Annotated in this window: 19 protein-coding genes, 3 tRNA genes and 1 pseudogene; 16 read left to right on the top strand and 7 right to left on the bottom strand. The window is 66.1% G+C overall.

Annotated elements, in window-relative coordinates; translation table 11 throughout:
- Positions 1–65 precede the first annotated feature (65 nt).
- From AC1DOP_RS17285 to AC1DOP_RS17295, 3 genes are all read left to right on the top strand, one after another.
- A complete protein-coding gene (locus tag AC1DOP_RS17285) occupies positions 66–1,649 on the top strand; it encodes a S41 family peptidase (protein ID WP_442124483.1) in 1,584 nt (527 codons plus the stop codon).
- Positions 1,650–1,832: 183 nt separating this feature from the next.
- On the top strand, positions 1,833–3,593 hold the full coding sequence (locus tag AC1DOP_RS17290; RefSeq protein WP_442124484.1) for a M14 family metallopeptidase: 1,761 nt from the start codon (positions 1,833–1,835) through the stop codon (positions 3,591–3,593).
- A 113-nt stretch (positions 3,594–3,706) separates the two neighbouring features.
- On the top strand, positions 3,707–4,618 hold the full coding sequence (locus AC1DOP_RS17295; protein ID WP_477252417.1) for a glycosyltransferase: 912 nt from the start codon (positions 3,707–3,709) through the stop codon (positions 4,616–4,618).
- On the opposite strand, the gene AC1DOP_RS17300 is transcribed toward AC1DOP_RS17295, so the two are convergent.
- Complete coding sequence (locus AC1DOP_RS17300; RefSeq protein WP_477252419.1) at positions 4,619–5,902, bottom strand: sugar MFS transporter; 1,284 nt, start codon at positions 5,900–5,902, stop codon at positions 4,619–4,621.
- Positions 5,903–6,045: 143 nt separating this feature from the next.
- Here AC1DOP_RS17300 and AC1DOP_RS17305 point away from each other — a divergent pair, with 143 nt between their 5' ends.
- Positions 6,046–6,513, top strand: a complete 468-nt coding sequence (locus tag AC1DOP_RS17305) for a YciI family protein (protein ID WP_477252421.1) — start codon at positions 6,046–6,048, stop codon at positions 6,511–6,513.
- Positions 6,514–6,579: 66 nt separating this feature from the next.
- On the opposite strand, the gene AC1DOP_RS17310 is transcribed toward AC1DOP_RS17305, so the two are convergent.
- A complete protein-coding gene (locus AC1DOP_RS17310; protein WP_477252423.1) occupies positions 6,580–9,432 on the bottom strand; it encodes a TonB-dependent receptor plug domain-containing protein in 2,853 nt (950 codons plus the stop codon).
- Positions 9,433–9,923: 491 nt separating this feature from the next.
- On the opposite strand from AC1DOP_RS17310, the gene AC1DOP_RS17315 reads away from it, so the two are divergent.
- The 4 genes and pseudogenes from AC1DOP_RS17315 to AC1DOP_RS17330 all read left to right on the top strand — a co-directional run bounded on the left by AC1DOP_RS17315 (position 9,924) and on the right by AC1DOP_RS17330 (position 13,529).
- Complete coding sequence (locus AC1DOP_RS17315) at positions 9,924–10,187, top strand: XapX domain-containing protein (protein WP_442124489.1); 264 nt, start codon at positions 9,924–9,926, stop codon at positions 10,185–10,187.
- Between the two features lie 29 nt (positions 10,188–10,216).
- Positions 10,217–10,909 carry a hydrolase gene (locus AC1DOP_RS17320; protein WP_442124490.1) on the top strand — a complete coding sequence of 231 codons (693 nt, stop codon included), beginning with the start codon at positions 10,217–10,219 and terminating at the stop codon, positions 10,907–10,909.
- A gap of 33 nt (positions 10,910–10,942) precedes the next feature.
- Positions 10,943–12,825 (top strand): annotated as a pseudogene (locus AC1DOP_RS17325) (amidohydrolase).
- An 8-nt stretch (positions 12,826–12,833) separates the two neighbouring features.
- Positions 12,834–13,529, top strand: a complete 696-nt coding sequence (locus tag AC1DOP_RS17330; RefSeq protein WP_477252426.1) for a YoaK family protein — start codon at positions 12,834–12,836, stop codon at positions 13,527–13,529.
- Here AC1DOP_RS17330 and AC1DOP_RS17335 read toward each other — a convergent pair.
- The 4 genes from AC1DOP_RS17335 to AC1DOP_RS17350 are packed head-to-tail and all read right to left on the bottom strand — an operon-like array spanning position 13,526 to position 16,154.
- Entirely contained in the window at positions 13,526–14,023 is a 498-nt protein-coding gene (locus AC1DOP_RS17335; protein ID WP_442124493.1) for a SixA phosphatase family protein, read from the bottom strand. The two genes, AC1DOP_RS17330 and AC1DOP_RS17335, sit on opposite strands and share 4 nt — an antisense overlap.
- 17 nt (positions 14,024–14,040) lie before the next feature.
- Positions 14,041–14,952: a tRNA 2-thiocytidine(32) synthetase TtcA gene (gene ttcA, locus AC1DOP_RS17340; protein ID WP_442124494.1), complete on the bottom strand. Its 912-nt coding sequence runs from the start codon at positions 14,950–14,952 to the stop codon at positions 14,041–14,043.
- Entirely contained in the window at positions 14,949–15,347 is a 399-nt protein-coding gene (locus tag AC1DOP_RS17345; protein WP_442124495.1) for a dihydroneopterin aldolase, read from the bottom strand. The genes ttcA and AC1DOP_RS17345 overlap by 4 nt, the downstream gene beginning before the upstream one ends.
- Positions 15,348–15,356: 9 nt before the next feature.
- Positions 15,357–16,154, bottom strand: coding sequence for an SDR family oxidoreductase (locus AC1DOP_RS17350; protein WP_477252429.1), 798 nt, complete (start codon positions 16,152–16,154; stop codon positions 15,357–15,359).
- Positions 16,155–16,184: 30 nt separating this feature from the next.
- Between AC1DOP_RS17350 and AC1DOP_RS17355 the strand changes: the two genes are divergently transcribed.
- The 4 genes from AC1DOP_RS17355 (at position 16,185) to AC1DOP_RS17370 (ending at position 21,717) form a co-directional block, all read left to right on the top strand.
- Positions 16,185–17,333 (top strand): class I SAM-dependent methyltransferase, encoded by a 1,149-nt coding sequence (locus tag AC1DOP_RS17355; protein WP_442124497.1) that lies wholly within the window; start codon positions 16,185–16,187, stop codon positions 17,331–17,333.
- A 72-nt stretch (positions 17,334–17,405) separates the two neighbouring features.
- Positions 17,406–18,365 carry a J domain-containing protein gene (locus tag AC1DOP_RS17360; protein ID WP_442124498.1) on the top strand — a complete coding sequence of 320 codons (960 nt, stop codon included), beginning with the start codon at positions 17,406–17,408 and terminating at the stop codon, positions 18,363–18,365.
- A 139-nt stretch (positions 18,366–18,504) separates the two neighbouring features.
- Positions 18,505–20,148: a response regulator gene (locus tag AC1DOP_RS17365; protein ID WP_477252432.1), complete on the top strand. Its 1,644-nt coding sequence runs from the start codon at positions 18,505–18,507 to the stop codon at positions 20,146–20,148.
- Positions 20,149–20,154: 6 nt separating this feature from the next.
- On the top strand, positions 20,155–21,717 hold the full coding sequence (locus AC1DOP_RS17370) for an HDOD domain-containing protein (protein ID WP_442124500.1): 1,563 nt from the start codon (positions 20,155–20,157) through the stop codon (positions 21,715–21,717).
- Here the strand turns inward: AC1DOP_RS17370 and AC1DOP_RS17375 are convergent.
- Entirely contained in the window at positions 21,683–24,940 is a 3,258-nt protein-coding gene (locus tag AC1DOP_RS17375; RefSeq protein WP_477252434.1) for a bifunctional diguanylate cyclase/phosphodiesterase, read from the bottom strand. The two genes, AC1DOP_RS17370 and AC1DOP_RS17375, sit on opposite strands and share 35 nt — an antisense overlap.
- 198 nt (positions 24,941–25,138) lie before the next feature.
- On the opposite strand from AC1DOP_RS17375, the gene AC1DOP_RS17380 reads away from it, so the two are divergent.
- The 4 genes from AC1DOP_RS17380 to AC1DOP_RS17395 form a co-directional block, all read left to right on the top strand.
- A tRNA-Tyr gene (locus tag AC1DOP_RS17380) sits at positions 25,139–25,223 on the top strand.
- A 55-nt stretch (positions 25,224–25,278) separates the two neighbouring features.
- A tRNA-Gly gene (locus AC1DOP_RS17385) sits at positions 25,279–25,352 on the top strand.
- Between the two features lie 11 nt (positions 25,353–25,363).
- A tRNA-Thr gene (locus AC1DOP_RS17390) sits at positions 25,364–25,438 on the top strand.
- Positions 25,439–25,520: 82 nt separating this feature from the next.
- Positions 25,521–25,668, top strand: a 148-nt coding sequence (locus tag AC1DOP_RS17395) for a GTP-binding protein (RefSeq protein ID WP_259170423.1), incomplete at its 3' end; no start/stop codon positions are given.

Raw genomic sequence — 25,668 nt, forward strand, 5'->3', positions numbered from 1 at the left:
TCGCGCCGCCCCAACTGTTACAGTTGCTTGCAATTGACGGGCCCGGCGCGTCTATAATCGGGCGCATGAGCCCGTCATATGCACGCACCGGCCGTCCGGCCATCCTCTCCCGTTTCCTTGCGTCTGCCCTCGCGGCCCTCGTCCTGCTGTCCGGCTGCGGAGGAGGTGGCGGCGGAGGTGGCGCATCCCTGAGCACCCCGGTCGGCGGCACGCCAACGGATCCGGGCACCCCGGTCACCCCGACGATCCCGGGCACGCCGGCGGATCCGATCCCGACCGATTTCATGAACTACGCCAACATGTGCGCCGCGCCGCGCACGGGCGTGGATGCGCAGGGCCTGGCCTTCCCGGATCGCCAGGGCGCCCTGCAGGACGAAATGAAATTCCTGCGCGGCTGGGCCGACCGCTACTACCTGTGGTACGACGAGATCCCGTCGACCGTGCGGATGGCCGACTACGGCAACACCCTCGACTATTTCGCGGCGCTGAAGACGCCGGCGCTGACGGCCTCCGGCAAGCCGAAGGACCGTTTCCACTTCACCTATACGACCGCCGAGTGGGATGCCTTGACCACGGCCGGCGAGGAAGTCGGCTACGGCCTGACCTGGTCGCGCAATTCCGCCTCCGCGCCGCGCACCTGGCTGGCGTCCATCGTCGAGCCGGGCTCGCCGGCGGCGAACGCGGGCCTGCAGCGCGGCGACATGCTGGTGGCGGTCGACGGCATCGACTTCATCAATACCACCGGTACCAGCGCTGTCGCCACCATCAATGCCGGGCTGTTCCCGGACAATGCGGGCGAATCGCACCGCCTGCAGGTCCAGCGCGGCGGCACGACTTTCGAGGTGACCCTGGTCTCGCAGGTGGTCGCCAGCGCGTCCGTGAAGAACACCAAGGTGATCGATACCGCGACCGGCAAGGTCGGTTACCTGACCTTCGACGACCACAACGCGGTGGCCGAGAAGCAGCTGATCGACGCCTTCAACCTGTTCAAGAGCCAGGGCGTGAGCGACCTGGTGCTGGACATGCGCTACAACGGCGGCGGCCTGCTGTACGTCGCCAGCGAACTGGCCTACATGGTCGCGGGACCGGCCTCGGCCGGCAAGACCTTCGAGCGCCCGGTCTACAACAACAAGACGGCGCCGGACGCACCGATTCCCTTCCGTAACACGGCTTACGGCTTCTCGTCGCCGAACCCGGCGCCGGCGGGAGCCGCCTTGCCTTACCTGGGCCTGAAGCGCGTGACCGTGCTGACCACCGCGGGCACCTGCTCGGCCAGCGAAGCCGTGATCAACGGCCTGCGCGGCGTCGACGTCGAAGTCGACATCATCGGCGGCCAGACCTGCGGCAAGCCCTACGGCTTCACCCCGGTCGACAACTGCGGCACGACCTATTTCTCGATCGAGTTCCAGGGCGTGAACGCCAAGGGTTTCGGCGACTTCGCGGACGGCTTCGCACCGACCTGCAAGGTGGCCGACGACCTCAACCACGCCCTCGGCGACACGGCCGAAAGCCTGCTGTCCGCAGCCCTGGCCTACCGCGCCACGAATGCCTGCCCGGCATCCGGCACGGGACGCGCGAGCGCGGTGCCGATGGAGCTGGTGCGGCCGCAGGTCAAGGAGATTTCGATTTATCCGCCGCGGCAGCGCTGACGCTGATACGCTGCGCTTGGATCGTCATTCCCGCGAAAGCGGGAATCCAAGTTTGTACGCGTTTCGACGGCGCATGCAAACTTGGGTCCCCGCCTTCGCGGGGACGACGTTGAGATGCAGTGCAACGCATTCCACGTCTATAATTTCCGGATTGAATTTTTCCCAACTCTGCCGGAGCACTAGATGATTCGTTCTGCGTTACTGCTGGCCACGCTGGCTGCCGTTCCCCTTGCCCACGCCGCTCCCGACCTGGCCACCGTGTCGGAGCGCTCGGGCTTCACGGCCACCGGCCGCTACGACGAAGTCATCAAGCTGTGCGGCGCCTTCCAGCAGGCGTACCCGAAGCAGGTCAAGTGCTTCCAGTTCGGCACCACGCCGGAAGGCCGGCCGATGATGGCGCTGGCCGTCACCCGGGCCAACGCGTTCACGCCCGAGGCGGCGCGCAAGCAGAAGCTGCCGGTGACCCTGATCCAGGGCGGCATCCACGCCGGCGAGATCGACGGCAAGGACGCCGGCTTCCTGGCCGTGCGCGAGATGCTGGAAAACCGCATCGCCCAGGGTGCGCTCGACAAGCAGGTGCTGATCTTCGTGCCGGTGTTCAATGTCGACGGCCACGAGCGCTTCGCCAAATGGAACCGCCCGAACCAGCGTGGCCCGGTCGAGATGGGCTGGCGCACCACGGCCCAGAACTTCAACCTGAACCGCGACTACATGAAGGCCGACGCCCCCGAGATGCAGGCCATGCTGAAGCTGGTGAACGACTGGGATCCGCTGACCTATGTCGACCTGCACGTGACCGACGGCGCCATGTTCCAGCACGACGTCTCGATCCAGGTCGAGCCGGTCAACTCCGGCGACCTGGAGTTCCGCAAGGCCGGCCTGGCGCTGCGCACGAACGTCATCGCCGACATCACGAAGGAGGGCTCCTCGCCGCAGTCCTATTACATGTCCTTCGTGGAAAACGACAACCCGGCCTCGGGCTTCCGCAACACCGTCTACGAGCCGCGTTTTTCGACCGGCTATTTCCTGCTGCGTAACCGGATGTCCCTGCTGGTCGAGACCCATTCGTGGAAGGATTATCCGACCCGCGTGCGGATCACCCACAATGCCATCGTCTCGATCCTGAACCAGGTCGCGGCCCATGGCAAGGAATGGCAGCAGCTGGCCTTCGATGCCGACGCGCGCGCCACCCGCATTGCCGGCCAGCCGGTGGCCCTGAGCTATAAAACCACCGACAAGACCACGATGGTCGACTTCCAGGGCTATGCCTATACCCGCACCATGTCCGACGTATCCGGCATGATGATGACGCATTACGACGAGACCAGGCCGCAAGTCTGGCATGTGCCGCTGCGCGACGAGGTGGTCGACGACCTGCAGGTGAAGGCGCCGGGCGCCGGCTATGTGGTGCCGGCCGCGTTCGCGCAGATGGTCGCGGCCAGGCTGGTCCAGCACGGCATCGGCTTCCGCAAGCTGGACAGGGCGCTCGACCAGGTGAACGTAGAAACCTTCCGCGCCGACAAGGCGACCTTCTCCGCCGGCTCCTTCGAGTCGCACCAGCGCCTGACGGTACAGGGCACGTGGAAGCAGGAGCCGCGCGCGGTCGCCAAGGGATCCTTGTTCGTGCCCATCGCCCAGCCCAAGGCGCGCCTGGTGATGGCCCTGTTCGAACCGCAGGCGCCGGATTCGCTGCTGGCCTGGGGCGAGTTCAACAACGCCTTCGAGCGCAAGGAATACATGGAAGAGTACGTGGCCGAGGACGTCGCGCGCGAACAGATGGCGAAGGATCCGGCGCTGGCCGCGGAATTCCGCCGCAAGGTCGAGAGCGACGCCGCCTTCGCCAGGAATCCGCATGCGCGCCTGGAGTTCTTTGCGCGCCGCCATCCGTCCTGGGACGAGCGCCTGAACCTCTATCCGGTGATGCGTAGCGATACCGTTCTGTGATCTGATCTGTCGCAAGCGCCGGCCATTGCCCTGCAACTGCAGCCGGCGCGGCCGCTCTGATCCTGTATGGACGAGTCATCGATACGGGAGGCGGCAATGAATAAGGACATGAAGTGCTACCAGGACGCGGCAGGCTGGCGGGCGCGACGATCGTGAATCCGCCGGCCAGTTGCTCCATCGTCTGCTACCGCAGCCGGCGCGACCGGCTCGAGCGGCTGCTGGCCAGCGTCACCACCGCCAGGCCGGACTTGCTGGTCTACCTGGTCGACAACGCGCCGGCCGATACACTGCGCGCGCTGGCCGGGCGCTTCGGCGCGCACTACCGCCACCAGCCCGACAATCCCGGCTATGCCCGCGCCCACAACCTGGCGCTGCGCGACGCCATCGCCGCCGGCAGCGCCTACCACTTCGTGCTGCATGCGGACATCCAGATCCCGCTCGACGCCATCGGCAAGCTGCTGGCCTGGATGGAGCAGCATCCCGACGTCGGCCTGCTGGCGCCGCGCGTGCACTATCCGGACGGCCGCCTGCAGCCGCTGTGCAAGCTGCTGCCGCATCCGCTCGAACTGCTGGTGCGCCGCTTCTTTCCGCTGCTGCACAGTTCCAGCGGGCGGCTGGCGCGCTACGAGCTGCATGGCAGCGGCTATACCCGGGTAATGGACGTGCCGGCGCTGTCCGGCTGCTTTCTGCTGATGCGGATCGAGACCCTGCGGCGCGTCGGCCTGTTCGACGAGCGCTTCTTCCTGTATTTCGAGGATGTCGACCTGTCGCGCCGGGTCGGCCGGGTGGCGCGTACGGTGTTCGTGCCGCACGTGGCGGTGGTGCACGATTTCGGGAGGGGGTCTTACCGCGACTGGCGGCTGTTCCGGCACCACCTGGTGTCGGCGGCGCGCTACTTCAACAAATGGGGCTGGCTGCGCGACGAGGAGCGCGCCCGGATCAACGCACGCGCGCTGCGCGCCGCCAATCCGGAGCGCGCCGGCCAGCCAGGCGGGCGCCCGGCCGGCACCGACTTGCGCCCGTGATCAGCAGTTCTGCAGCGGACGGCGCGCGTACCAGCCGAAGACCAGGATCAGGAGGTAGCAGACGGCGGGCACGGCCAGCGACATGCGCAGGCTCGACATGTCGGCCGCGAAGCCGGTAATCAGGGGCACGACGGCACCGCCGACGATGGCCATGCAGATCAGTCCCGAGCCCTCCGCGGTGCGCTCGCCCAGGCCTTCGGAGGCGAGGGTGAAGATGGTCGGGAACATGATCGAATTGACCAGGCCGATCGCCAGCAGGGCCCAGCCCGAGACCGCGCCGGTGCTGCCGGCGGACACCAGCAGCAGCAGGGCGGCCAGGCCGCCGGCCACCGCCAGCACCTTGCCCGGCGAGCAGATACGCAGTACGTAGGCGCCCAGGAAGCGGCCGACCATCGCACCGCCCCAGTACAGCGGCACGTGCTTGCCGGCAGCCTCGGCGCCCAGGCCCAGCACGTCGGTCTGCATCAGGTAGTTGACGATCAGCGAGCCGACCGCCACTTCGGCGCCGACGTAGAGGAAGATGCACAGGGTGCCGAAGGCGAAGCGCGGACGCTGCAGCAGGCCGAAGGCGTTCAGGATGCTGCCTTGCGGGCTGGTGTGCTCGGCCAGCTTCTTGCGGTTGGCCCAGACCATGGCCGCCACGAGGGCCAGCGCGATCGCCAGGCCGATATAGGTGTGGACCACGACCTGGCTCTCGGCCGCGCGGTAGGCCGCCAGCTGGATGGCGGACAGGGTCGCCTGGTCGACCTTGGCCAGCGAACCGAGGATCAGGATCGCGCCGACGTAGGGGAAGACGGTGGTGCCGAGCGAGTTGAAGGCCTGGGCGAAGGTCAGGCGGCTGCTGGCCGTCTGCGGTGCGCCCAGCATCGAGATCAGCGGATTGGCCACCACCTGCACGATGGTGATGCCGGAGGCCAGCACGAACAGGGCCAGCAGGAAGGCGCCGAACAGGCTCGACGAAGCCGCCGGGATGAACAGCAGGCAACCGGCCGTCATGGTCAGCAGGCCGACCACGGCGGTGCGCATATAGCCGATGCGGCGCACGATCGATGCCGCCGGCAGCGAGACGATGAAGTAGGCGGCAAAGAAGGCCGACTGCACCAGCATTGCCTGGGCATAGCTGAGGGTGAACAGGTCTTTCAGTTTCGGGATGATGACGTCGTTCAGGCTGGTGATGCCGCCGAAGATGAAGAACAGGGCGAACACGAAGACGCGCAGGCTGGCGACATTGGCGTTGACGGGGGCGTCGCTTTGCGCAGCGCCGGCAGGATGGCCGATTTGCATAAGAGTAGTCCAGGTGGGTTGATGCGGCAGGTAGGAATATTACATCGCATTCGCGCGAAAAACCCGCCTGGGCGTATGAAAGCTACAGGTTTCCTGCATCTGGTTCGCATGCTAATCTGGCAATCTTAACGATGGAGAATGTCATGCCCATAATGAAGCGCCTTTTCCTTGCCGCCGCCCTGATGGGCGCACTGGGCCCCGCGGCCGCCCAGGACAAGCCTGCCGTGACCTACGATGCCGACCTGGCGAAATCGCTCGGCGCCAACGACATGGGCATGCGCAACTACGTGCTCGTCATCCTGAAGACCGGGCCGAACAAGATGACGGATGCGGAAGGCCGCAAGAAGATGTTCGCGGGGCACTTCGCGAACATCCAGCGCCTGGCTGCCGAGAAGAAGCTGGTGCTGGCCGGACCGCTGGACGGGGTCGAGGGACGGCGCGGCATCTTCGTCTTCAACACGCCGGACATCGAGGAAGCGAAGAAGCTCGTCGCCACCGATCCGGTGATCGTGAATGGCGAGATGGTGGCGGAGTACCACAAGTTCTTCGCCTCGGCGGCGCTGATGGCGGTAAACGATATCCACGCGAAAATCCAGAAACCGAAGGACTGAAGACATGAAAAAGCGCCGGCGGGACTAACCCGGCCGGCGCTTGCGTACGCGTTCCGCCGATGCGAATTACAGGAACTTGTACTTCGCGCGCAGGTAGAACATGCGGCCCAGCGGATTGCCGTACTGCGGATCGTAGCCGACCTGGAAGCCCTGGTCGTTACGTGAGCTTGGCGGGTCCTGGTTCAGCAGGTTCTTGATGCCGAACGCCACGTCCACGGCCTTGATCGGGCTCCAGACCAGCTGGGTGTCGAAGGTGCTGCTCGACGACACGTGGCGGACCGGGAGGTAGTCCGGACCGATCAGGTCGGCGTTCGTATAGTCCTGGTAGCCGGCCGTGTAGTTGTGCGTCAGGGACGCGGTCCATGCGCCATGCTTCAGGCTGAAGGTCAGGATGTGGCGCCAGCGCGGAGTCGCACCGAAGTCCTCATACTTGCCGAGATCGCTGACACTGGCCACGCCCGCATACTGGTAACCGTGCTTCAGATAGTAGGTGCCATCCATGTTGACGCCGAAGGTACCGATGTCGGCGAAGTTCTGCTTGTAGTTCAGGTTCAGGTCCAGGCCCGAAGCGAAGAAGCGCGACGAGTTGGCGTAAGGCAGATCGACAAAGGCCAGCGGGAAGTCCGGATTGGTGCTGCCCTGGATCGTGTTGCTCTTGTTGAGCAAGGTCGGATCGAGGAAAGGCTTGCCGGTCGAATCCAGCGGCAGGGTCTTCGGATCGACGCGCCAGTAATTGGCCTGGTACACCGCCGGATTGCCGAGCACGCCGATCTCCGAGGTCTGGACAATCGAATTGTTGATCTTGGTGTTCCAGTAGTCGAGCGAGCCGCTGATGTGCTGCGTCGGCTGGAACACCATACCCAGCGAGTACTGCTTCGATTTTTCCGGCTGCAGGTTTCGATTGCCGCCGCGCGCAGCGCTCAGCTGCACGTTGCACTCGTCCTCGAGCGCGCCGACCGGGTTGACGCTCTTGATCGGCTGGCCGCCCGGGCAGCGCACCGGATCGCTGAAGCTGCCGTTGGTGTTCTGGCCATACGAGTACGGCAGCAGGTTCTGGTACAGGGTCGGCGCGCGGAAGCCTTCGGCGAAGGAGCTGCGCACCATGATTTCCTTGATCGGCTGCCAGCGCAGCGAGACCTTCGGGCTGACCTGGGAGAACGAGGTGCCGAAGTCGTTCTTGTACTTGTCGTAGCGCGCCGCCATGTCGAGGTCGAGATGGGTGTACAGCGGCACCGACACTTCGGAGTAGGCCGAGTAAACCTTGCGGCTGCCGGTCACGCCCGGCACCGGGCCGTTGCCGCCGACCTGGTCGCCGGAAGCGAGGGCATCGGACGACACCTGCTCCAGCTTTTCGTGGCGCATGTCGACGCCAACCGCGAAACCGAGCGCGCCGTACGGCAATTGCATCAGTTCCTTGGATACGCGGGCATCGAATTCCTGGGCGGTCGAGGTCGCGCTGTTTTCCATGCCGGTCAGGCGCGCGCCCTGCAGCGCCGACAGGCTGTTCGCATCCTGATCGCCGAACACGTTAATGGAGCCGGCGGCGATCAGCGGGGTCAGCTTGGCATAGCTGTACTGGCCGTCGCCGAACGAGATCACGCCTTCGTTCTTGGAGTACGAGATGGCAGTATCGTAGTCCCAACCGGCGATGGTGCCGCGCGCGCCGACCAGGAAACGTGTATTGGTGGTGTCGGTGATGTCGGCACGACCGCCGCCGGCCACGGTACGCCAGGTACCGCTCATCGGACCGACCGGGGTGACGGCGGTGTCGGCGGCGAGCACCGAGCCGTCCGGCATGGTCATGCCTTTCGGCAGCGTGATGCTCTTCGGATAGAAGCGGCCGTTCGCCGGGTAGATCATCGGCTTGGTGTAAGGCGCCGGCGAGTAGTGGGCCGTGGTCTCGTCCTTGGTGCGGATGGCTTCGGCGTACAGCTGGTTGTCCTCATTCAGCTGCAGCACGCCGCGCGCGACGACGTTGTCGTGCTTGGCCTTCGGGATCAGGTCGATGAAGCGCACATAATCGGTGCCGCACTTGGTCGGGCTGCCGATCGGGATCAGCGCGAAGGCAGCGTTGTCGCAGTTCTTGTAACGGAAAGGATTGACGTTGGTATAGCTGTTGCCGTTGCTATCCGTGAAGTTGAAGTTGGGGATACCGTTGCGTGGCGAATTCTTGATCAGGCCGAGGTCCGGACGCACGCCGGTGCTGGCGTAATCGCGCTGGGTAGCCTTGAGCGCCTCGTCGGTCTCGTGGTTCGCGCTCAGCAGGATGTTGAAGCCCTGGGTCGACAGGTCGCCGTAGCCGCCGGTGAAATTGAAGCTGCGGGTGTTGCCGCCGCCTTTCTGGACCTTGGTGTCGTAGGCTGAGACTTCCGCGCCCTGGTAGTCCTTCTTGAGGATGAAGTTGATCACGCCGGCGACCGCATCGGCGCCATAGATTGCCGATGCGCCGTCGCGCAGCACCTCGACGCGTTCGATCGCCGACAGCGGAATCGAGTTCAGGTCGACCGGGCTGCTGCCGAAGGCGTAGTTGGCGACGCGGCGACCGTTGAGCAGCACCAGCGTGTACTGCGGGCCGAGGCCGCGCAGGTTGGCGGTCGATGGATTGCCGGTCGAACCGACGTTTTGCGCCAGCACGCCGCCACCGAAGTTCGACGGGATCAGGCCCACCAGGTCCTGGGCCGTGGTGGCGCCGGTGCGCTCGAGGTCGGCGTGGGTCAGCACCGAGATCGGCAGGGCGGTCTCGGATTCGGTGCGCTTGATCGCCGAGCCGGTGACTTCGACCCGCTGCATGGCCGGTGCGGGAATGCTTGCCGTCGTATCCTGAGCCGCTGCCGGCAAGGCGAGCAGGCCGACGCCGGCGGCGATACCGCTCGAATAGATTACTCGCAGCGAGCGCGCGAGCATTGTCTCCTTGAACATACTGTTCCTTTCTTTTTTTATGAAGATCTGCGCGAGCACCAGCACCTATACGAGCACCGGGCTCAATGCAGGACACATCCGTTCCGGGTAGAAACGGAAGTGGCAAGCATCTGAACATATGCATATATGAGCGTCAACACGAGGAAAGGGTTATTACCAAGATGTAATCTAGCGACGGCAGCCGCGCTCATCTGGCTTGGCCATAACCGTCTTCAGGATCAGCGCCTGGCGCGATCGGCGACGTCGAAGATGAAAAAGAAAAACGCGCCGAACAGTAGGCTCGCCTTCTGCTGGGCATTTCACTCGGCACGGGAGTGAACTGTAATCGGATATTCGAAAATTTCGATTAAAAACCCGCAGATTATCCGTTTTTCATTGCCGATCCAATCACGCATACTCACTCCATCGCATCGAACAAGTAGCGGACAGGCGAAAACGATGCAGAGACCGATATATCGACGCAGTCGATGATGATCAAGGAGGAGCGAGCCATGTATCTGATTTCCCTGGGCGCCGGCATCCTGGCAGGCGTGCTCTACGGTTTGATCAATGTGCGTTCGCCGGCGCCGCCGGCCATCGCCCTGATCGGCCTGCTGGGCATGCTGGTCGGCGAGCAGATCGTACCGGTCGCCAAGCGCGTGATCGAAGGCGCACCGTTGACCCGCGCCTGGTTTGCCAGCGAATGCCAACCGAAGATTACCGGCCTGAACCCCAGCGCCGACAAGAATGCCGACGGCGAATCCCGCCAGGCCTGAACCATCATTCATACACAAAGGAGTACGACATGAACAACCCGAAACTGGAAGTCCTGACCCCGCAAAACTCGCAACTGATCATCATCGACCACCAGCCGCAGATGGCCTTCGGCGTGCAGTCGATCGACCGCCAGACCCTCAAGAACAACGTGGTCGGCCTGGCCAAGGCGGCCAAGGCCTTCGGCATCCCGACCGTGATCACCACCGTCGAATCCGATTCCTTCTCCGGCAAGACCTATCCGGAAATCCTGGACGTGTTCCCGGACCACCCCATCCTCGAGCGCAGCTCGATGAACTCCTGGGACGACCAGAAAGTGCGCGACGCTCTCGCTCGCAATGGCCGCAGGAAGATCATCGTGGCCGGCCTGTGGACCGAAGTCTGCAACACCACCTTCGCCCTGTCCGCCATGCTGGAAGGCGACTACGAGATCTACATGGTGGCCGATGCCTCGGGCGGCACCTCGAAGGATGCCCACGACTTCGCGATGCAGCGCATGGTGCAGGCCGGCGTGGTCCCGGTGACCTGGCAGCAGGTACTGCTGGAGTGGCAGCGCGACTGGGCCCACCGCGACAGCTATGATGCAGTGATGAAGATCGTCACCGAGCACTCGGGTGCCTACGGCATGGGCGTCGACTATGCCTACACCATGGTGCACAAGGCGCCGGCGCGCAACCAGGGCCGCAACGACGTGCTGGCGCCCGTCCCGGCGGCAGTCCGCTGATCCCGATCCGCTAATTCGCCCAGGAGAAGAAGCATGCAAGCACAGTCCACCACCCGCAAGGCGCCGGCGCTCATCCTCGTCAACGGCAGGTTCGCCACCCTCGACCGCGAACGGCCCTCGGTGAGCGCGGTGGCGATCCGCGACGGCCGCTTCCTGGCCGTCGGCGATGCCGAAGAGGTGATGCGCTACCGGGAGCAGGGCAGCCAGGTGATCGATTTGAACGGCCGCACCGTGATCCCCGGCCTGAACGATTCGCACCTGCACCTGATCCGTGGTGGACTGAACTACAACCTCGAGCTGCGCTGGGAAGGCGTGCCGTCCCTGGCCGACGCACTGCGGATGCTGAAGGAGCAGGCCGAGCGCACCCCGAATCCGCAGTGGGTGCGGGTGGTGGGCGGCTGGAGCGAATTCCAGTTTGCCGAGCGCCGCATGCCGACCCTCGACGAGATCAACGCCGCCGCGCCGGATACGCCGGTGTTCATCCTGCACCTGTACGACCGCGCGCTGCTGAACCGCGCCGCCCTGCGCGCCGTCGGCTACACCAGGGACACGCCGAATCCACCGGGCGGCGAGATCCAGCGCGACGCGGCCGGCAACCCGACCGGCATGCTGATCGCGCGGCCGAACGCGATGATCCTGTACGCGACTTTGGCCAAGGGGCCGAAGCTGCCCTACGACCTGCAGGTGAATTCGACGCGCCAGTTCATGCGCGAGCTGAATCGCCTCGGCATCACCAGCGCGATCGACGCCGGCGGCGGCTTCCAGAACTACCCCGAGGATTATTCCGTCATCGAGGAGCTCGACCGGAACGAGCAGCTCACCATCCGCATCGCCTACAACCTGTTCACCCAGAGCAAGGGCCAGGAGCTGGAAGACTTCCGGCGCTGGACGAAGATGGTGGCGCCGGGCCAGGGCAGCGACTACTACCGCCACAACGGCGCCGGCGAGATGCTGGTGTTTTCGGCGGCCGACTTCGAGGACTTCCTGGAACCGCGCCCGGAACTGGCGGCCGGCATGGAGGACGAACTCGAAAAAGTGGTCCGCCACCTGGTGGCGAGTCGCTGGCCCTTCCGCCTGCACGCGACCTATGACGAATCGATCACCCGCATGCTGGACGTGTTCGAGAAGGTGAACCGCGAGATTCCCTTCGACGGCCTGCACTGGATGTTCGACCATTGCGAGACCATCAGCCAGAAGAATATCGAGCGCGTAAAAGCGCTGGGCGGCGGCATCGCGATCCAGCACCGCATGGCTTTCCAGGGCGAGTACTTCGTCGACCGCTACGGCAGCGAGGCCGCGAAAGCCACGCCGCCGGTGAGGCAGATGCTGGAGACGGGCGTGCCGGTGGGCGCCGGCACCGATGCGACCCGCGTCGCCAGCTACAACCCGTGGACGGCGCTGTACTGGCTGGTGTCGGGCCGCACCGTCGGCGGCCTGCAGCTGTACGGACCCGAGGGCCAGCTGCCGCGCGAAGTCGCGCTCGAACTGTGGACCTCGGGCAGCGCCTGGTTCTCGAACGAGCAGGGACGCAAGGGCAGGATCCGGGAAGGCATGCTGGCCGACCTGGTGGCCTTGTCGGACGATTTCTTCAGCGTGCCGGAAGAGGACATCAAGGCGATCGAATCGGTGCTGACCGTGGTCGGCGGCAAGGTCGTGTATGGCGCCGCCGAGTTCACGAGCCTGGGACCGCCGCCGATTCCCGTGCTGCCCGAGTGGTCGCCGGTACAGAAGGTCACCGGCCACTGGCGCCGTGCCGCGCCCAGCCGCAGCAATCGCACGCTGCGCTGGCCCACCAGTGCAGCGGTCCCTGCGGCGTGCACGCCCACCAGCACGACAAGGCGCGCAAGTCGAATGTGCCGGTATCAAGCTTCGGCGCATTCTGGGGCGCCTTCGGCTGCAGCTGCTTCGCGTTCTGAGGTCCGCCATGCAGACCCCACAATTCCAGCGCCTGCAGGGCGCCAGCCTGGGCTTCCTGGCGGGCTATGTCGATACCCTCGGCTTCATCGCCCTGTTCGGCCTCTTCACCGCCCACGTCACCGGCAACTTCGTGCTGATCGCGGTGTCGCTGGCCGACACCAGGCAGACGCCCTCGCTATTGAAGCTGCTGGCCTTCCCGGCCTTCATCCTGGGCGTGGCCGCCGCCAGGCTGCTGGTGGCGCGCTGCGAACGGCGCGGCGTGCCTGCTACCAGGCCGGTCTACCTGCTGCAACTGGTGCTGCTGCTGGGTTTCATGGTGTGCGGGATCCTGGCGGAGCCGGTCGGCAAGAGCGTCGGCGCGCTGGCGATGGCGGCGGGCCTGTTCGGCGCCGCGGCGATGGGCGCCCACAGCGCCGCCGGCAAGCTGCTGCTGACCCACCTGGCGCCGACCTCGATGATGACCGGGAACGTGACCCAGCTGGTGATCGATGCCGTCGACTGGCTGCGCGGCGCCGCCGACGCCACGGTCCGTACGCGCTGCGCCAAGTTCTTCTGGACCATCCTGGCCTTTGCGGTCGGCTGCTGCCTCGCCGCCTTCGCCTACCTGGCGGTGGGATTCATGGCACTGATCGTGCCGGTGGCGATTCTCTTCCTGCACCTGTGGCTGCCGGAGCCGGAGGCGACGGCGCAGAAGGCAGCTTAAGGCGTGCGCAGCAGGATGGTCCTGACCTGCCCATCGGCGCCGGGCAGCAGCTGGTACAGCCGGTCGAATTCGTCGTCGAGGATGTCGCTGCCGGGCGCGCCGCCGAACAGCTTCACCAGTTCCGGCAGCGTGTTCGAGTGGCCGACCACCAGCACCGCGCCGCCCAGACCGCGCACCTTCTCGACCAGCGCCTTGGGTGCGCGCGGATCATAGAGTTGAACCGTCAGGCCGGTCTGCTGCGCCAGCGGCGCCGCGGTTTGCTGGGTACGCGCGGTGGGCGTGCTGAAGATGGCCGTGATGCCGGCGTGGCGCAGGATGGCGGCGATGTGTTGCGCGCGCAGCCGGCCCTGCGGCGTCAGGTCGGGATCCTTGCCCTCAGCCATCTTCTCGGCGTGGCGCACGAGGTAGATGGCGGATGGTTCCGCCGCCGCCAGGCCGGGCAGCAGGGACAGGGCCGCCAGCGCGGCGCACAGCAAACGGCGGAACAGGGGCATGGTGAGCGCTTTCTTTTTTATAAGGGCTGCAGCGGAATGGTGCCGGGAACGCTGGTCGGTGTCGAGCACGGCTCCTCGTCGAAGGCGATGTCGCCGTCCGGATTGGCGATGCCGTCGGTCTTCAGGTCGACGAAGCCGAACATGTCCCTATCCATCAAGTGCGACGGTACCACCGTGCTCAGGGAGGAGAAGATGTTCTCGACCCGGCCCGGATGCTTCTTTTCCCACTCGCGCAGCATGGCCTTGATCTGCTTGCGCTGCAGGTTTTCCTGCGAGCCGCAGAGGTCGCAGGGAATGATCGGGAAGCCTTTGACTTCCGCATAGCGCTCGGTGTCCGCTTCCTTCACGTAGGCGAGCGGGCGGATCACCATGTGCTTGCCGTCGTCGGAGACCAGCTTGGCCGGCATGCCCTTGATCTTCGCGCCGAAGAACATGTTCAGGAAGAAGGTCTCGAGGATGTCGTCGCGGTGGTGGCCGAGGGCGATCTTGTTGCAGCCGAGCTCGTCCGCCACGCGATACAGGATGCCACGCCGCAGGCGCGAGCACAGCGAACAGGTGGTCTTGCCCTCCGGGATCAGGCGCTTGACGATGCTGTAGGTGTCCTGGTTCTCGATGTGGTACGGGACGCCCAGCTTGTCCAGGTAGGCCGGCAGCACCTCGGCCGGGAAGTTCGGCTGTTTCTGGTCGAGGTTCACCGCGACGATCTCGAAATTGATCGGCGCGCGCTCGCGCAGGGTCATCAGGATGTCGAGCAGGGCATAACTGTCCTTGCCGCCGGACAGGCAGACCATCACCTTGTCGCCGTCCTCGATCATGTTGAAATCGCCGATCGCCTGGCCGACCAGGCGGCACAGGCGCTTGTGCAGCTTGTTGTTCTCGTACGCTTGCTTTTCGGCCTGCTTGTCGGCCACTTCCAATACTTCACTCATGCTTCATCCTTGATCTGGAATACTTCGACGCCGACGCCTTCGCAGTCGGGGTACACGTCCGGCTTCATCGTCGACACGCCGGCGGCGCGCACGCGCGGGTGGGCCAGCATGGCCTTGACCACGTCGTCGCACAGGGTTTCCTGCAGGTGGACGTGGCCTTGCGCGATGCGCCTGGCGATGGTTTCGCGCATGAAGTCGTAGTCGACCACTTCGTGCAGCTGGTCGTCCTTCGGGGTCGACATCGCCAGCGGAATGTAAAGCTCGACGTTGATCAGGACGCGCTGCTCGCCCTTCTTCTCGAAGTCGTGCACGCCGATGTTGATCATGACTTCGTAATTGCGCAGGAACAGGCGGCGGCAATCGCGCAGCTGCGGGTGGGACAGGGCGGACAACATAGAAACCTTTTATTTAGTTAAAAACATCACGTCGCGGTTCAGCGGCATCAGGTGCTGGCCGCCATCGACCAGCAGGGTGGTGCCGGTCAGGGCGCGCGCATTCGCCGCATAGCAGACGGCGTCGACGATGTCCTGCGGGGTGGACGAGCGCCCCAGCGGCGTGACGGTATGGGCGCGCTCGAAGCCGTCCCCGGTCTGGTCGCCGGACACCATCGTGATGCCGGGGGCGACGCCGACCACGCGCAGCTTCGGCGCCAGGGCCTGGGCCAGCATCGTCGTCGCCGTGAGCAGTGCCGATTTGGACAGCGTGTACGACAAAAAATCCGGGTTGAGATTGTACAGTTTCTGGTCGAGCAGGTTGACCACCACGGCCTGGCCGCCTTCCGGCACCAGCGCATGCAGTTCCTGCGCCAGCAGCAGCGGCGCGGCCACATTGCACTGCATGTGGACGGCCAGCAGGCTCGGCGAGAAGGCGTCGGGCTTGTCGTATTCGAACAACGAAGCGTTGTTCACGATGCAATCCAGGCCGCCCAGCAGGTGGACCGTTTCGCGCGGCAGTTCGCGCACGGCATGCTCGTTCGCCAGGTCGGCATGTAGCGCCACGGCGTGCCGGCCCAGCGCGCGGATCGCGTGCACGACTTCTTCGGCCTCGGCCTGCGAAGTGCGGTAATGGACGGCCACGTCCCAGCCGGCACCCGCCATGCCGAGCGCGATTTCGCGCCCGATGCGGCGTCCGGCGCCCGTCACCAGGGCCACGCGGGCGCGGCCGGCGTGAGGCGGAAGGTCCTTGGAAGCGGTGTCTGTCATGTTCTACGTGATATGTCCTACAATGACCGGATGTCTCTACCCGTACCGAATAGCGACGCGCTGGCCGCGTCCGAAGCCCTGCAGCGCCTGATCGCTGCCGAGATCGCCGAACAAGGCGGCGCCATCCCGTTTTCGCGTTTCATGGAACTCGCGCTGTATGCGCCCGGCCTGGGTTACTACAGCGGCGGCGCGGCCAAGCTGGGCAGGGACGGCGACTTTACCACCGCGCCCGAGATCAGTCCGCTGTTCGGCGCCACGCTGGCGCGGGCAAGCGCCGCTATTATGGCCCAAAGTGGCCCCAACATCATCGAATTCGGCGCCGGCACCGGCAAGCTGGCGCGCGACGTGCTCACCGCGCTGGGCGAGATGGGCGTGGCCGTCGACAGCTATACGATCATCGAACTGTCCGGCGAGCTGCGGGCGCGCCAGCAGGACGCCTTGAAGGATTTCCCCCAGGTGCGCTGGCTGAACGGTTTCCCGGATAGTTTCCACGGCGTGGTGCTGGCCAACGAGGTGCTGGACGCCATGCCGGTCGAGCTGGTCGTGAAGGAGGGCACGGGCTGGGCCCGCCAGTACGTCACCATCGCCGACGGCGCCTTCACCCTGATTCCGGGCCGGATCGATGCCGCGCTGCAGGAGCAGATCGCGCGCCAGATTCCCGGTGCCGATCTCCTGCAGGACGGTTACCTGACCGAAATCCATCCGGTCGCCTGCGGCTTCATGCGCTCGCTGGCGCAGATGTTCGAGAACGGGAAGGGCGCGGCGCTGCTGTTCGACTACGGCTTCCCGGCCCACGAATATTATTTCGACGAGCGTACCGGCGGCACCCTGATGTGTCACTACCGCCACCATGCGCACCCGGATCCCTTCTACCTGCCGGGCCTGCAGGACATCACCGCCCACGTCGACTTCACCGCCATGGCCCTGGCCGCGCAGGATGCCGGCCTGGACGTGCTCGGCTACATGAACCAGGCCTCCTTCCTGCTGGCGGCCGGCATCGGCGAACTGCTGCTGCGCACCGATCCCGAGGATGCGCTGCGCTACCTGCCGCAGTCGAAGGCGGTGCAGAAACTGGTGTCGCCGGCCGAGATGGGTGAACTGTTCAAGGTGCTGCTGGTCGGTAAAGGTGTGGAACTCGATCAAGCGATCGTCCGCAGCGACCGCTCGCATAAGCTGTAATTTTGACATCTTGCGCTCAGGATACAAACCCGGCTATGCTGTGCTGCCGCTTTGTTTGGCATACTCCGACCTATGGCCAAGATCCACACACACTATGACAACCTGAAGGTGTCGCGTCATGCGCCGCAGGAAGTCATTCGTGCGGCCTACAAGGCGCTGAGCCAGAAATACCATCCCGACAAGAATCCTGACGACGAGCGCGCCGCCCGCATCATGGCGATCGTCAATACCGCCTACAACGCCCTGTCCGACCCCGTGCGCCGCAAGGAGCACGACGACTGGATCGCCTCGGAAGAGTGGGAAGTCGAGTGGCTGGAAAGCAGCCATGGCGAAGACGGCCGCGAAAGGCCGCGTGGCGAAGCGCAGTGGGAGCCGCGCCAGGTCGCGGCGCCGGCGCGCTGGCGCTTCCTGCTGGCGCCGCGCTGGTGGGGCGGGATGCTGGCCTTCTTCGCGGCCGGCGTCGGGCTGACCGCGCTGATGGTCGATCCGCCCAAGGTATTGCCCGCGGCCCTGGCCTGGGCCGGCAAGCCCCCCGCGGCGGCCGCCGTCACGCCGAATTCGCCGCCCGACCCACTGGGCGCCGATGCCAGCAACGACGGTTGGGCCCGTCCCGCCGGCCAGTCCGACGTCCCGCCCGACATCAAGGCCCTCGGCGTGACCCAGCTGGTGGTGCCGGCGCGCGCGCCCGACTGCGATACCGATCTGCAGAGCCAGGTCTCGCCGAACGGCGATCCGTGGCCCGCCCAGTCCGGCTACATCGACAGTTTCCCGGTCGGCAACCAGGGCGAGGAAATGCAGATACTCATCGACAACAGCAACAATCCCTCGCCGGTGCTGGTCAAGGTCTACGACCTGGACCGCCGCTCGAACGTGCGCCATGCCTATGTGCTGGGACGCGCCAGGTTCCTGGTCGACAAGCTCTCGGCCGGCAAGTACGAGGTGCGCTACCAGAACATCCTGGTGGGCGGTTCGCGCGCCGAATGCGTGAACGGCCGCCGTTCCTCGATCCGCCAGGCCGCCACGAATCGATAAGTGTGGTTTTCTGAGACAGTTCATGCGGCTGCTCAGCCGTGAGTAAGTATTTTGTTCCCTGGACGTAATATACTCGGACAAGCACGGGCCCATGCAGCCCACCCGCCCAACGCAGGCAGACACGGAAAAAAACCGGGATATGAACGAACTAGACGGGCTGACCGCCCTGATCATCGAGCCGCATGCCGGGATGCGCGCGACGATCCATAACATGCTGACAATGTGCGGCCTGAACAAGGTCGACCACGCGGGCAGCTCCAACCAGGCGGTCAAGCATCTCGGCCTCAAGCAGTACGACCTGGTGCTGTGCGAATACGCGCTGGAGGGCGGCCAGGACGGCCAGCAGCTGCTGGAAGACGTGCGCCACCACAAGCTGATGCCGCTGGCGACCATGTTCTTCATGGTGACCGCCGAAGGCGACTACGGCAAGGTCGTCAGCGCCGCCGAACTCGGCCCCACCGACTACATCCTCAAACCCTTCACCGCCGACCGCCTGCTCGAGCGCATCGCCCGCGCCCTGGACAAACGCAACGTCTTCCTGCCGGTGTACGAGCTGATGGAATCCGGCAGCCAGCGCGAAGCGATCGAGGCCTGCATCGAGGGCGAGGAAAAGCATCCGCGCCACGCGATCGACTTCATGCGCCTGCGCGCCGAGCTGCACATGTTCCTGGGCGAGGCCGAGCTGGCCGAACCGATCTACCGCCGCCTGGTCGAGGCCAAGGCGATCGCCTGGGCGCGGCTGGGCCTGGCCAAGACTTTGTACCTGCGCGAGCGCTTCCACGAAGCCCAGGAGCTTCTCGAGGACCTGGTCGAGACCAACAAGAACTTCGTCGACGCCTACGACTGGCTGGCCCGCATCCACGAGGCGGTCGGCGCGCTGGACAAGGCGCAGTCGGTGCTGAGCGATGCGGTGGCGGTGTCGCCGCATGCGGTGCGGCGCCTGCGCAAGCTGGGCGAGACGGCCCTCGAGGCGGGTGACACCGACACCGCCGAGAAGGTGCTCAAGCAGGTGGTCAGCAAGGCCAAGTATTCCGAATTCCGCGACCCCCAGGACCATGTGCGCCTGGTGCAGACCCTGGTGCGCAAGGGCGATCCGGTGCAGGCGGCGGCCGTGATCCGCGACCTCGACAAGTCGATGGCCTTCCAGAAGGGCACTGCGCTGTGCAGCGCGATCGCGTCCAGCATGGTGCATGAATACACCGGCAACGAGCCGCGCCTGAACGAGTCGCTGCTGGCCGCGCTGGCCGCCAGCAAGGACGCGCCGACGCTGGCGTCGGACCTGAAGCTGGAACTGGCGCGGGTGGCGATCGAGAACGACATGGAAGAGGGCGCGGCCGAGGTGATGCGCGAGGTGATGCGCAATGCCCAGAACGGCGACGCCATGGGCCGCGCGATGGCGGTGTTCGAGAAAGCCGGCCGCGCCGACCTGGCCCAGCAGCTGGCGCGCGAGAGCCGCCAGCAGGTGGTCGACCTGGTCGCCGGCGGCGCCTCCAAGGCGAAGGAGGGCGACTTCAAGGGCGCGGTGGCGCTGATGCATGAGGCGGTCGCCAAGCTGCCGGACAATCCGCAGGTGGTGTTCAACGCGGCGCTGGCGGTGCTCAAATGCCTCGACAACGGCGGCTGGGACGAGCGCCTCGGCCAGCAGGCGATCGCCTACATCGCCGGCGTGCGCCGCCTCGATCCGGTCAACCCGAAGCTGCCGGCCCTGGCCGGCCTGCACCAGCAGGTGCTGAGGAAATACAACAAGGGGCCGCGCGCCTCGCAGCAAAAGAAAGCCGGATAAGTTTCCATGAAAGCAGTACCCCTTGCGCCACTGGCGCCGGACGACATCCCCGATGGCCGCCGGGTCCGCGCCGCCCTCCTGAACAAGGTCTGCGGCGACGAAGACATGTTCGCGCTCGGCAGCTCGGTCGCGCGCGTGGTGCAGATGGCCTCCTCGGACGACGAAGGCACCCATGCGCTGGCCTATTACGTGCTGTCCGACGTCGCCCTCACCCAGCGCATCCTGCGCCTGGCGAATACGGTCAAGTACCGCACCGCTTCCGGCACCGCCGTCACCACGATCTCGCGCGCCATCTCCCTGCTGGGCTTCGACAACGTCAAGACCACCGCCCTGGCCATGCTGCTGGTGGACGCCCTCGCCAGCAGCGAGCATGCCTGGAGCGTGCGGGTGGAGCTGGAAGCCTCGCTGTGCGCCAGCCTGGTCGGGCGCGAGATGGCGCGCCACAGCTTTTACCAGGGCGCCGAGGAAGCCTCGATCGGCGCCCTGTTCAAGAACCTGGGTCCGCTGCTGGTGGCCTCCCATGAGCATGAGCGCTACCGCGAGATCAAGGCCCTGGTGGCCTCGGGCAAGCACAGGCTGGCGCAGGCGGCCCAGATGATCATCGGCTGCAGCTACGACGCGCTGTCGGAGGCGGTGCTGGGCGAGTGGAAGATCCCGGACGTGATCATGCGCGCCCAGCGCCCGCTGCCGGAGGGCACGCTGAAGGTGGCGCTCAACCGCGGCGAATGGATGCGCCAGGTGGCTTCGTTCAGCCTGGACGTGGCGCGCCTGCTGGCGGCGCCCGGCGAACCGGCCGGGACGCCGGAGGCCCAGGCCCTGCTGGCGCGCTACGGCCATGCGCTGAACATCGACGCCACCCAGCTCGGCGAGCTGTTCGCCGCGGTGGCCCAGGAGATGACCGCCCTGCTGGAGAGCATGAACCTGGAGCCGGTGCGCCGCCGCGAAGAGCCGGAAGGCGACGGCCTGCCCAACGTGCTGCTGCTGGCGACCCTGGGCGCCGGCGAGGAAGCGCAGGGCAGCTACCCGAGCGGCAAGCCGAAGAACGCGCGCGAGCTGCTGCTGGCCGGGGTCCAGGACGTGACCCAGATGCGCGCCTCCGGCCAGCACAAGGTCAACGACGTGGTCCTGGCCGTGCTGGAGACGCTGTACACGGCGCTGGGCTTCCGCTTCGCCACCGTGGTCCTGAAGGACGCTCGGCTCGGCCAGTACCGCGCCCGCGTGTCCTTCGGCGCCGACAAGGCCGCCACCCAGGCCGGCTTTGCCTTCCCGGCGGCGCCGGCCAGCGGCAGCGCCAGCCGGGATCTGTTCTTTCTGGCGATGGCGAACGACGCCGACCTGATGATCTCGGATGCCTCCAGCCCGAAGATCCGCGACCTGCTGCCGGCCTGGCACCGCCAGTTGCTGCCGGATGCGAAAAGCTTCATCGTGCTGCCGCTGGTGGTGGGACAGGCCCAGCTCGGCCTGTTCTATGCCGACCGCACCCAGACCGCGCCGGAAGGCGTGCCGCCGGACGAGACTTCGCTGATCAAGGCGCTCAAGGGCCAGGTACTGGCTGCGCTTGCGCCCTGACGAAGTCGCCGAATTCGCGCGCCGGCATCGGCCGTCCGAACAGGAAACCCTGGGCTTCGTCGCTGCGCTTGTCGCGCAGGAAGCCCCATTGCGCCGGCGTCTCCACCCCTTCCGCCACCACCGATAGCCCGAGCGAGTGCGCCAGCCCGATGGTCGCGCCGACGATCGCGGCGTCGTTCGGGTCGTGCTCGATGTCCTTCACGAAGCCGCGGTCGATCTTGATGCGGTCGATCGCGAACAGCTTCAGGTAGGCCAGCGAGGAATAGCCGGTGCCGAAATCGTCGATCGCCAGCTTGAAGCCGCGCGCACGCAGCTGGCGCAGCAGGGCGCGGGTGTTTTCCGGGTCGCGCATGGCGGCCGTCTCGGTGATCTCCAGTTCCAGCCGCGACGGGTCGATCGGGTGCTCGATCAGCAGCTGGTCGAGGCGCGCCAGCAGGGCGCCGCCGCCGAACTGGCGCGCCGACAGGTTGACCGCCAGGCGCAGCCCGCCCAGGCCCTCGCGCTGCCATTCCATCAGCAGGGCCATGGCGCGTCCCAGCACCCAGTCGCCGAGCGGCAGGATCAGGCCGCACTCCTCGGCGATCGGGATGAAGCGGGCCGGCTCGATGCTGCCCAGCTCCGGATCGTGCCAGCGCAGCAGCGCCTCGGCGCCGATCACGCGCCCGGTGTCGAGCGCGACCTGGGCCTGCAGGTGGACCTCGAAGCCGCCGTGCTCGAGCGCCGCCCACATCCGGTTTTCCAGCATCAGGTGCTCATGGGTGGCGGCGTTCATGGCCGGCGAGAAGAAGCGGAAATTGCCGCGGCCGTCGCGCTTGGCGGCGTACATCGCCATGTCGGCGTGGCGCACCAGGGTCTCGGCATCCAGGCCGTCGTCCGGGAACAGGGCCACGCCCACGCTGGCGCCACTGTGCGCGGTGATGCCGTTCAGGTAGTAGGGCTGCTGCAGCGATTCGACCAGGCGCACCGCCACCGTCGTCACGCTGTCCGGGCTCAGGGGGCCGCCCAGCACGATGATGAATTCGTCGCCGCCCAGGCGGGCCAGGGTGTCGACGTCGCGCAGCAGGTCCTTCATGCGTGCGCTGGCGCCCACCAGCAGCTGGTCGCCGGCCTGGTGGCCGAGCGAATCGTTGATCTTCTTGAAGTGGTCGAGGTCGATGAACAGCACCGCCAGCGGCAGGTTCGAGCGGCGCGCCTGGGCCAGCTGCTGCTCCAGCCGCATGCCGAGCGCGGCGCGGTTTTCCAGGCCGGTGAGCGGGTCGTGGTGGGCCAGGCGGTGGATATGGGCCTGCGAGCGGTGCTGTTCGGTCAGGTCGCGCAACATGCAGACGTACAGCCGCTCGGCCGGCAGCTCCACCTGCGACACCGTGACCGCCAGCGGAAAAGGTTCGGCGCGCGCATTGATGCCGTCGAGTTCGCGCTCATCAAGCGGCGCCCGGGCCAGGCGCGTCAGCAGCGCGGCGCCGTCCTCGCCGTCGGTGCCCGGCACCAGGGTGGTGAAGTCCAGGCCCTGCAGGTGGGCCTGCGGATAGCCGAACAGCGCCGCCGTGGCCGGATTCGCCGACACCACCACGCCGCCGGCATCGACGGTGACGATGGCGTCGCCCGCGTTGTCGAGGATGGCCTGCAGGCGCGCCTCGCGGTCGCGCAGGCGGGTGGTGCGGTCCCGTACCTGGGCGTCGACCGCGGCGCGCTCGCCGCTGATCAGCAGCAGCAGCGCGCCCAGCAGCGCGGTCAGCAGCAGGCCCGAGGTCAGCACCGTCCAGCTGACCAGGCCGCGCTGCTCTTCGAGGTAGGCGATGGTCGGCGAAAAGCGCAGCATGTAGCTGCGTCCGCCGAAGCCCAGCTTGACCGGATAGTCGAACGGACGGAACGGCCGCCGCATGTCGCCCAGCAGCGGGTGCGGCGTGGCGTCGGTGACGTCGGTCAGGCTGAGCTGGAAGCCGCCGAAGCCGCTGCGCCGCACTTCTTGTGTGACGAAGGCGGGCACGTCGAGCACCAGGGCCAGCAGCCCGACCGGCGACCGGCCCGGCTCGCCCACCGAACGGAACAGGGTGATGCCGGGGTTGCCGTTGCGGACCAGTTCGAGCGGCGCCGTCGCTACCGCCTGATTGCTCTGCAGGGCGCGCTCGGCCGCGTCGGCACGTCCGGGCGCGGTCAGGTAGTCGATGCCGCGAAAGCCGTTGTTTGCGGGTGGCCAGGTGTACAGCACCGGCAGGTACTGATCGCGTTCGCCGGCCGGATACATCGCCCGGCCGAGGCCGAGATCGCGCAGACCCGGGAAACCGGGGTCGACCTCGGCGCGCACCCAGGCTTCGAAGGCGCTGCGTTCGGCCCGGGCCACCGGCACGATCCAGTTGATCGCAAGGATGTCGCTGCGTCCACCCACATAGCCGCTGGCGATGCGCAGGAACTTGTCGCGCGCCATGTATTTTTCGTCGGCGCCGAGAGTGCGGGCGAAGGTGCCGACGAAGCGCTCGTGTTCGTTCATCTCGGCCTGCAGGCCGTCGGCCACCTCCTGGGCTTTCACCCGGTAGGGCTGCAGGTGCTGCTGGGTTTCCCAGTGCACGGCCTGCTCGTAGACCGCCACCACGGCGCCGGCCGCCAGCACCAGCGGAATGCCCACCAGCGGCGCCCGCTGGCGCCACAGCGGCCGCGGGCGCCCGCAGGCGATCCAGACCAGGGGCGCGGCCAGCAGCACGCCGATGGTGTCGCCGGCCCACCAGTTGATCCAGTTCGCCGCGCGTTCGGCGGGCGGAATCAGGCCCAGCAAATAAAGGGCGGAGACGCTGAGGGTGGCGTTGATGAGGCTCATGACCGGGGCCAGCATCAGGAAGCGGCCGACGTCGCGCGCCGAGTCGAGGCCAGGGCGTATCAGGCGCCGGAACCAGAGCGCGCCGAGCCAGGCCTGCAGCACCGAGCCGAAGGTGGTGACGGCCATCGCCGCCCATGCGGCGGCCGGCGCCGCCTCCGGGGACAGCCAGGCGCCGGGCAGGTGCAGCAGGGCAGCGCCCAGCGCGATGGCCGGCAGCACCCGCCAGCCTCCGGTGACCGCCAGCGCGAGGCCGACGCCGGCCGGCAGGAAGACCGGCGTGGCATAGCCGGGAGGAAGGGCGAGCAGGTCGGTGAGGAAGCGCGCGGCCCCGTACACACCGACGGTCACCAGCCCGGCCAGCAGGAGTTGCGGCCAGTACCACCGTGCTTTGCTTGCTGCTGAGCGCGCCATGTTCGTCCTCGCCGATGAAGCCAGTCTAGCGCCGTGGACGAGGGCAGGGCGCTAATTTGCAAAACAGCCCTTGCAGACTTGCACTTGGGTCGCTACAATCACGCCCCGAAGCAACGACACTATGTGAGTCGGATCAGTTCTGATAAAACAATAGTTGACAGTAGTTTGTCCGTGCTTCATACTCTGCGGTTCTTCGCGGGTGGGGTGGCCGAGTGGTTAAAGGCAGCAGACTGTAAATCTGCCCTCTCTGAGTACGCTGGTTCGAATCCAGCCCCCACCACCAAAAAAGCGTTGATCGTGTTGTGAATCGAAAGCAGTTGAGTTGAGAAGTGCCTCGTGCGGGTGTAGCTCAATGGTAGAGCTGAAGCCTTCCAAGCTTATGACGAGGGTTCGATTCCCTTCACCCGCTCCAGTTTCAAATCAGCCCTTGTAGCTCAGTGGTAGAGCACTCCCTTGGTAAGGGAGAGGCCACGTGTTCAATCCACGTCAAGGGCACCAGAATTTAGTACGGCAGTCGTAGTCTTCGACCGTCAGGCGTGCCTGGTAATTTCAAACATCGTTAGGATCTTAGGAGTCAAGAATGGCAAAAGGTAAATTCGAACGGACCAAGCCGCACGTCAACGTCGGCACCATTGGTCACGTTGACCACGGCAAAACCACCCTGACGGCTGCAATCGCAACCGTTCTGTCGAAGAAATTCGGCGGCGAAGCCAAGGCCTACGACCAGA

The sequence above is a fragment of the Massilia sp. 01N410 genome, assembly GCF_056399665.1.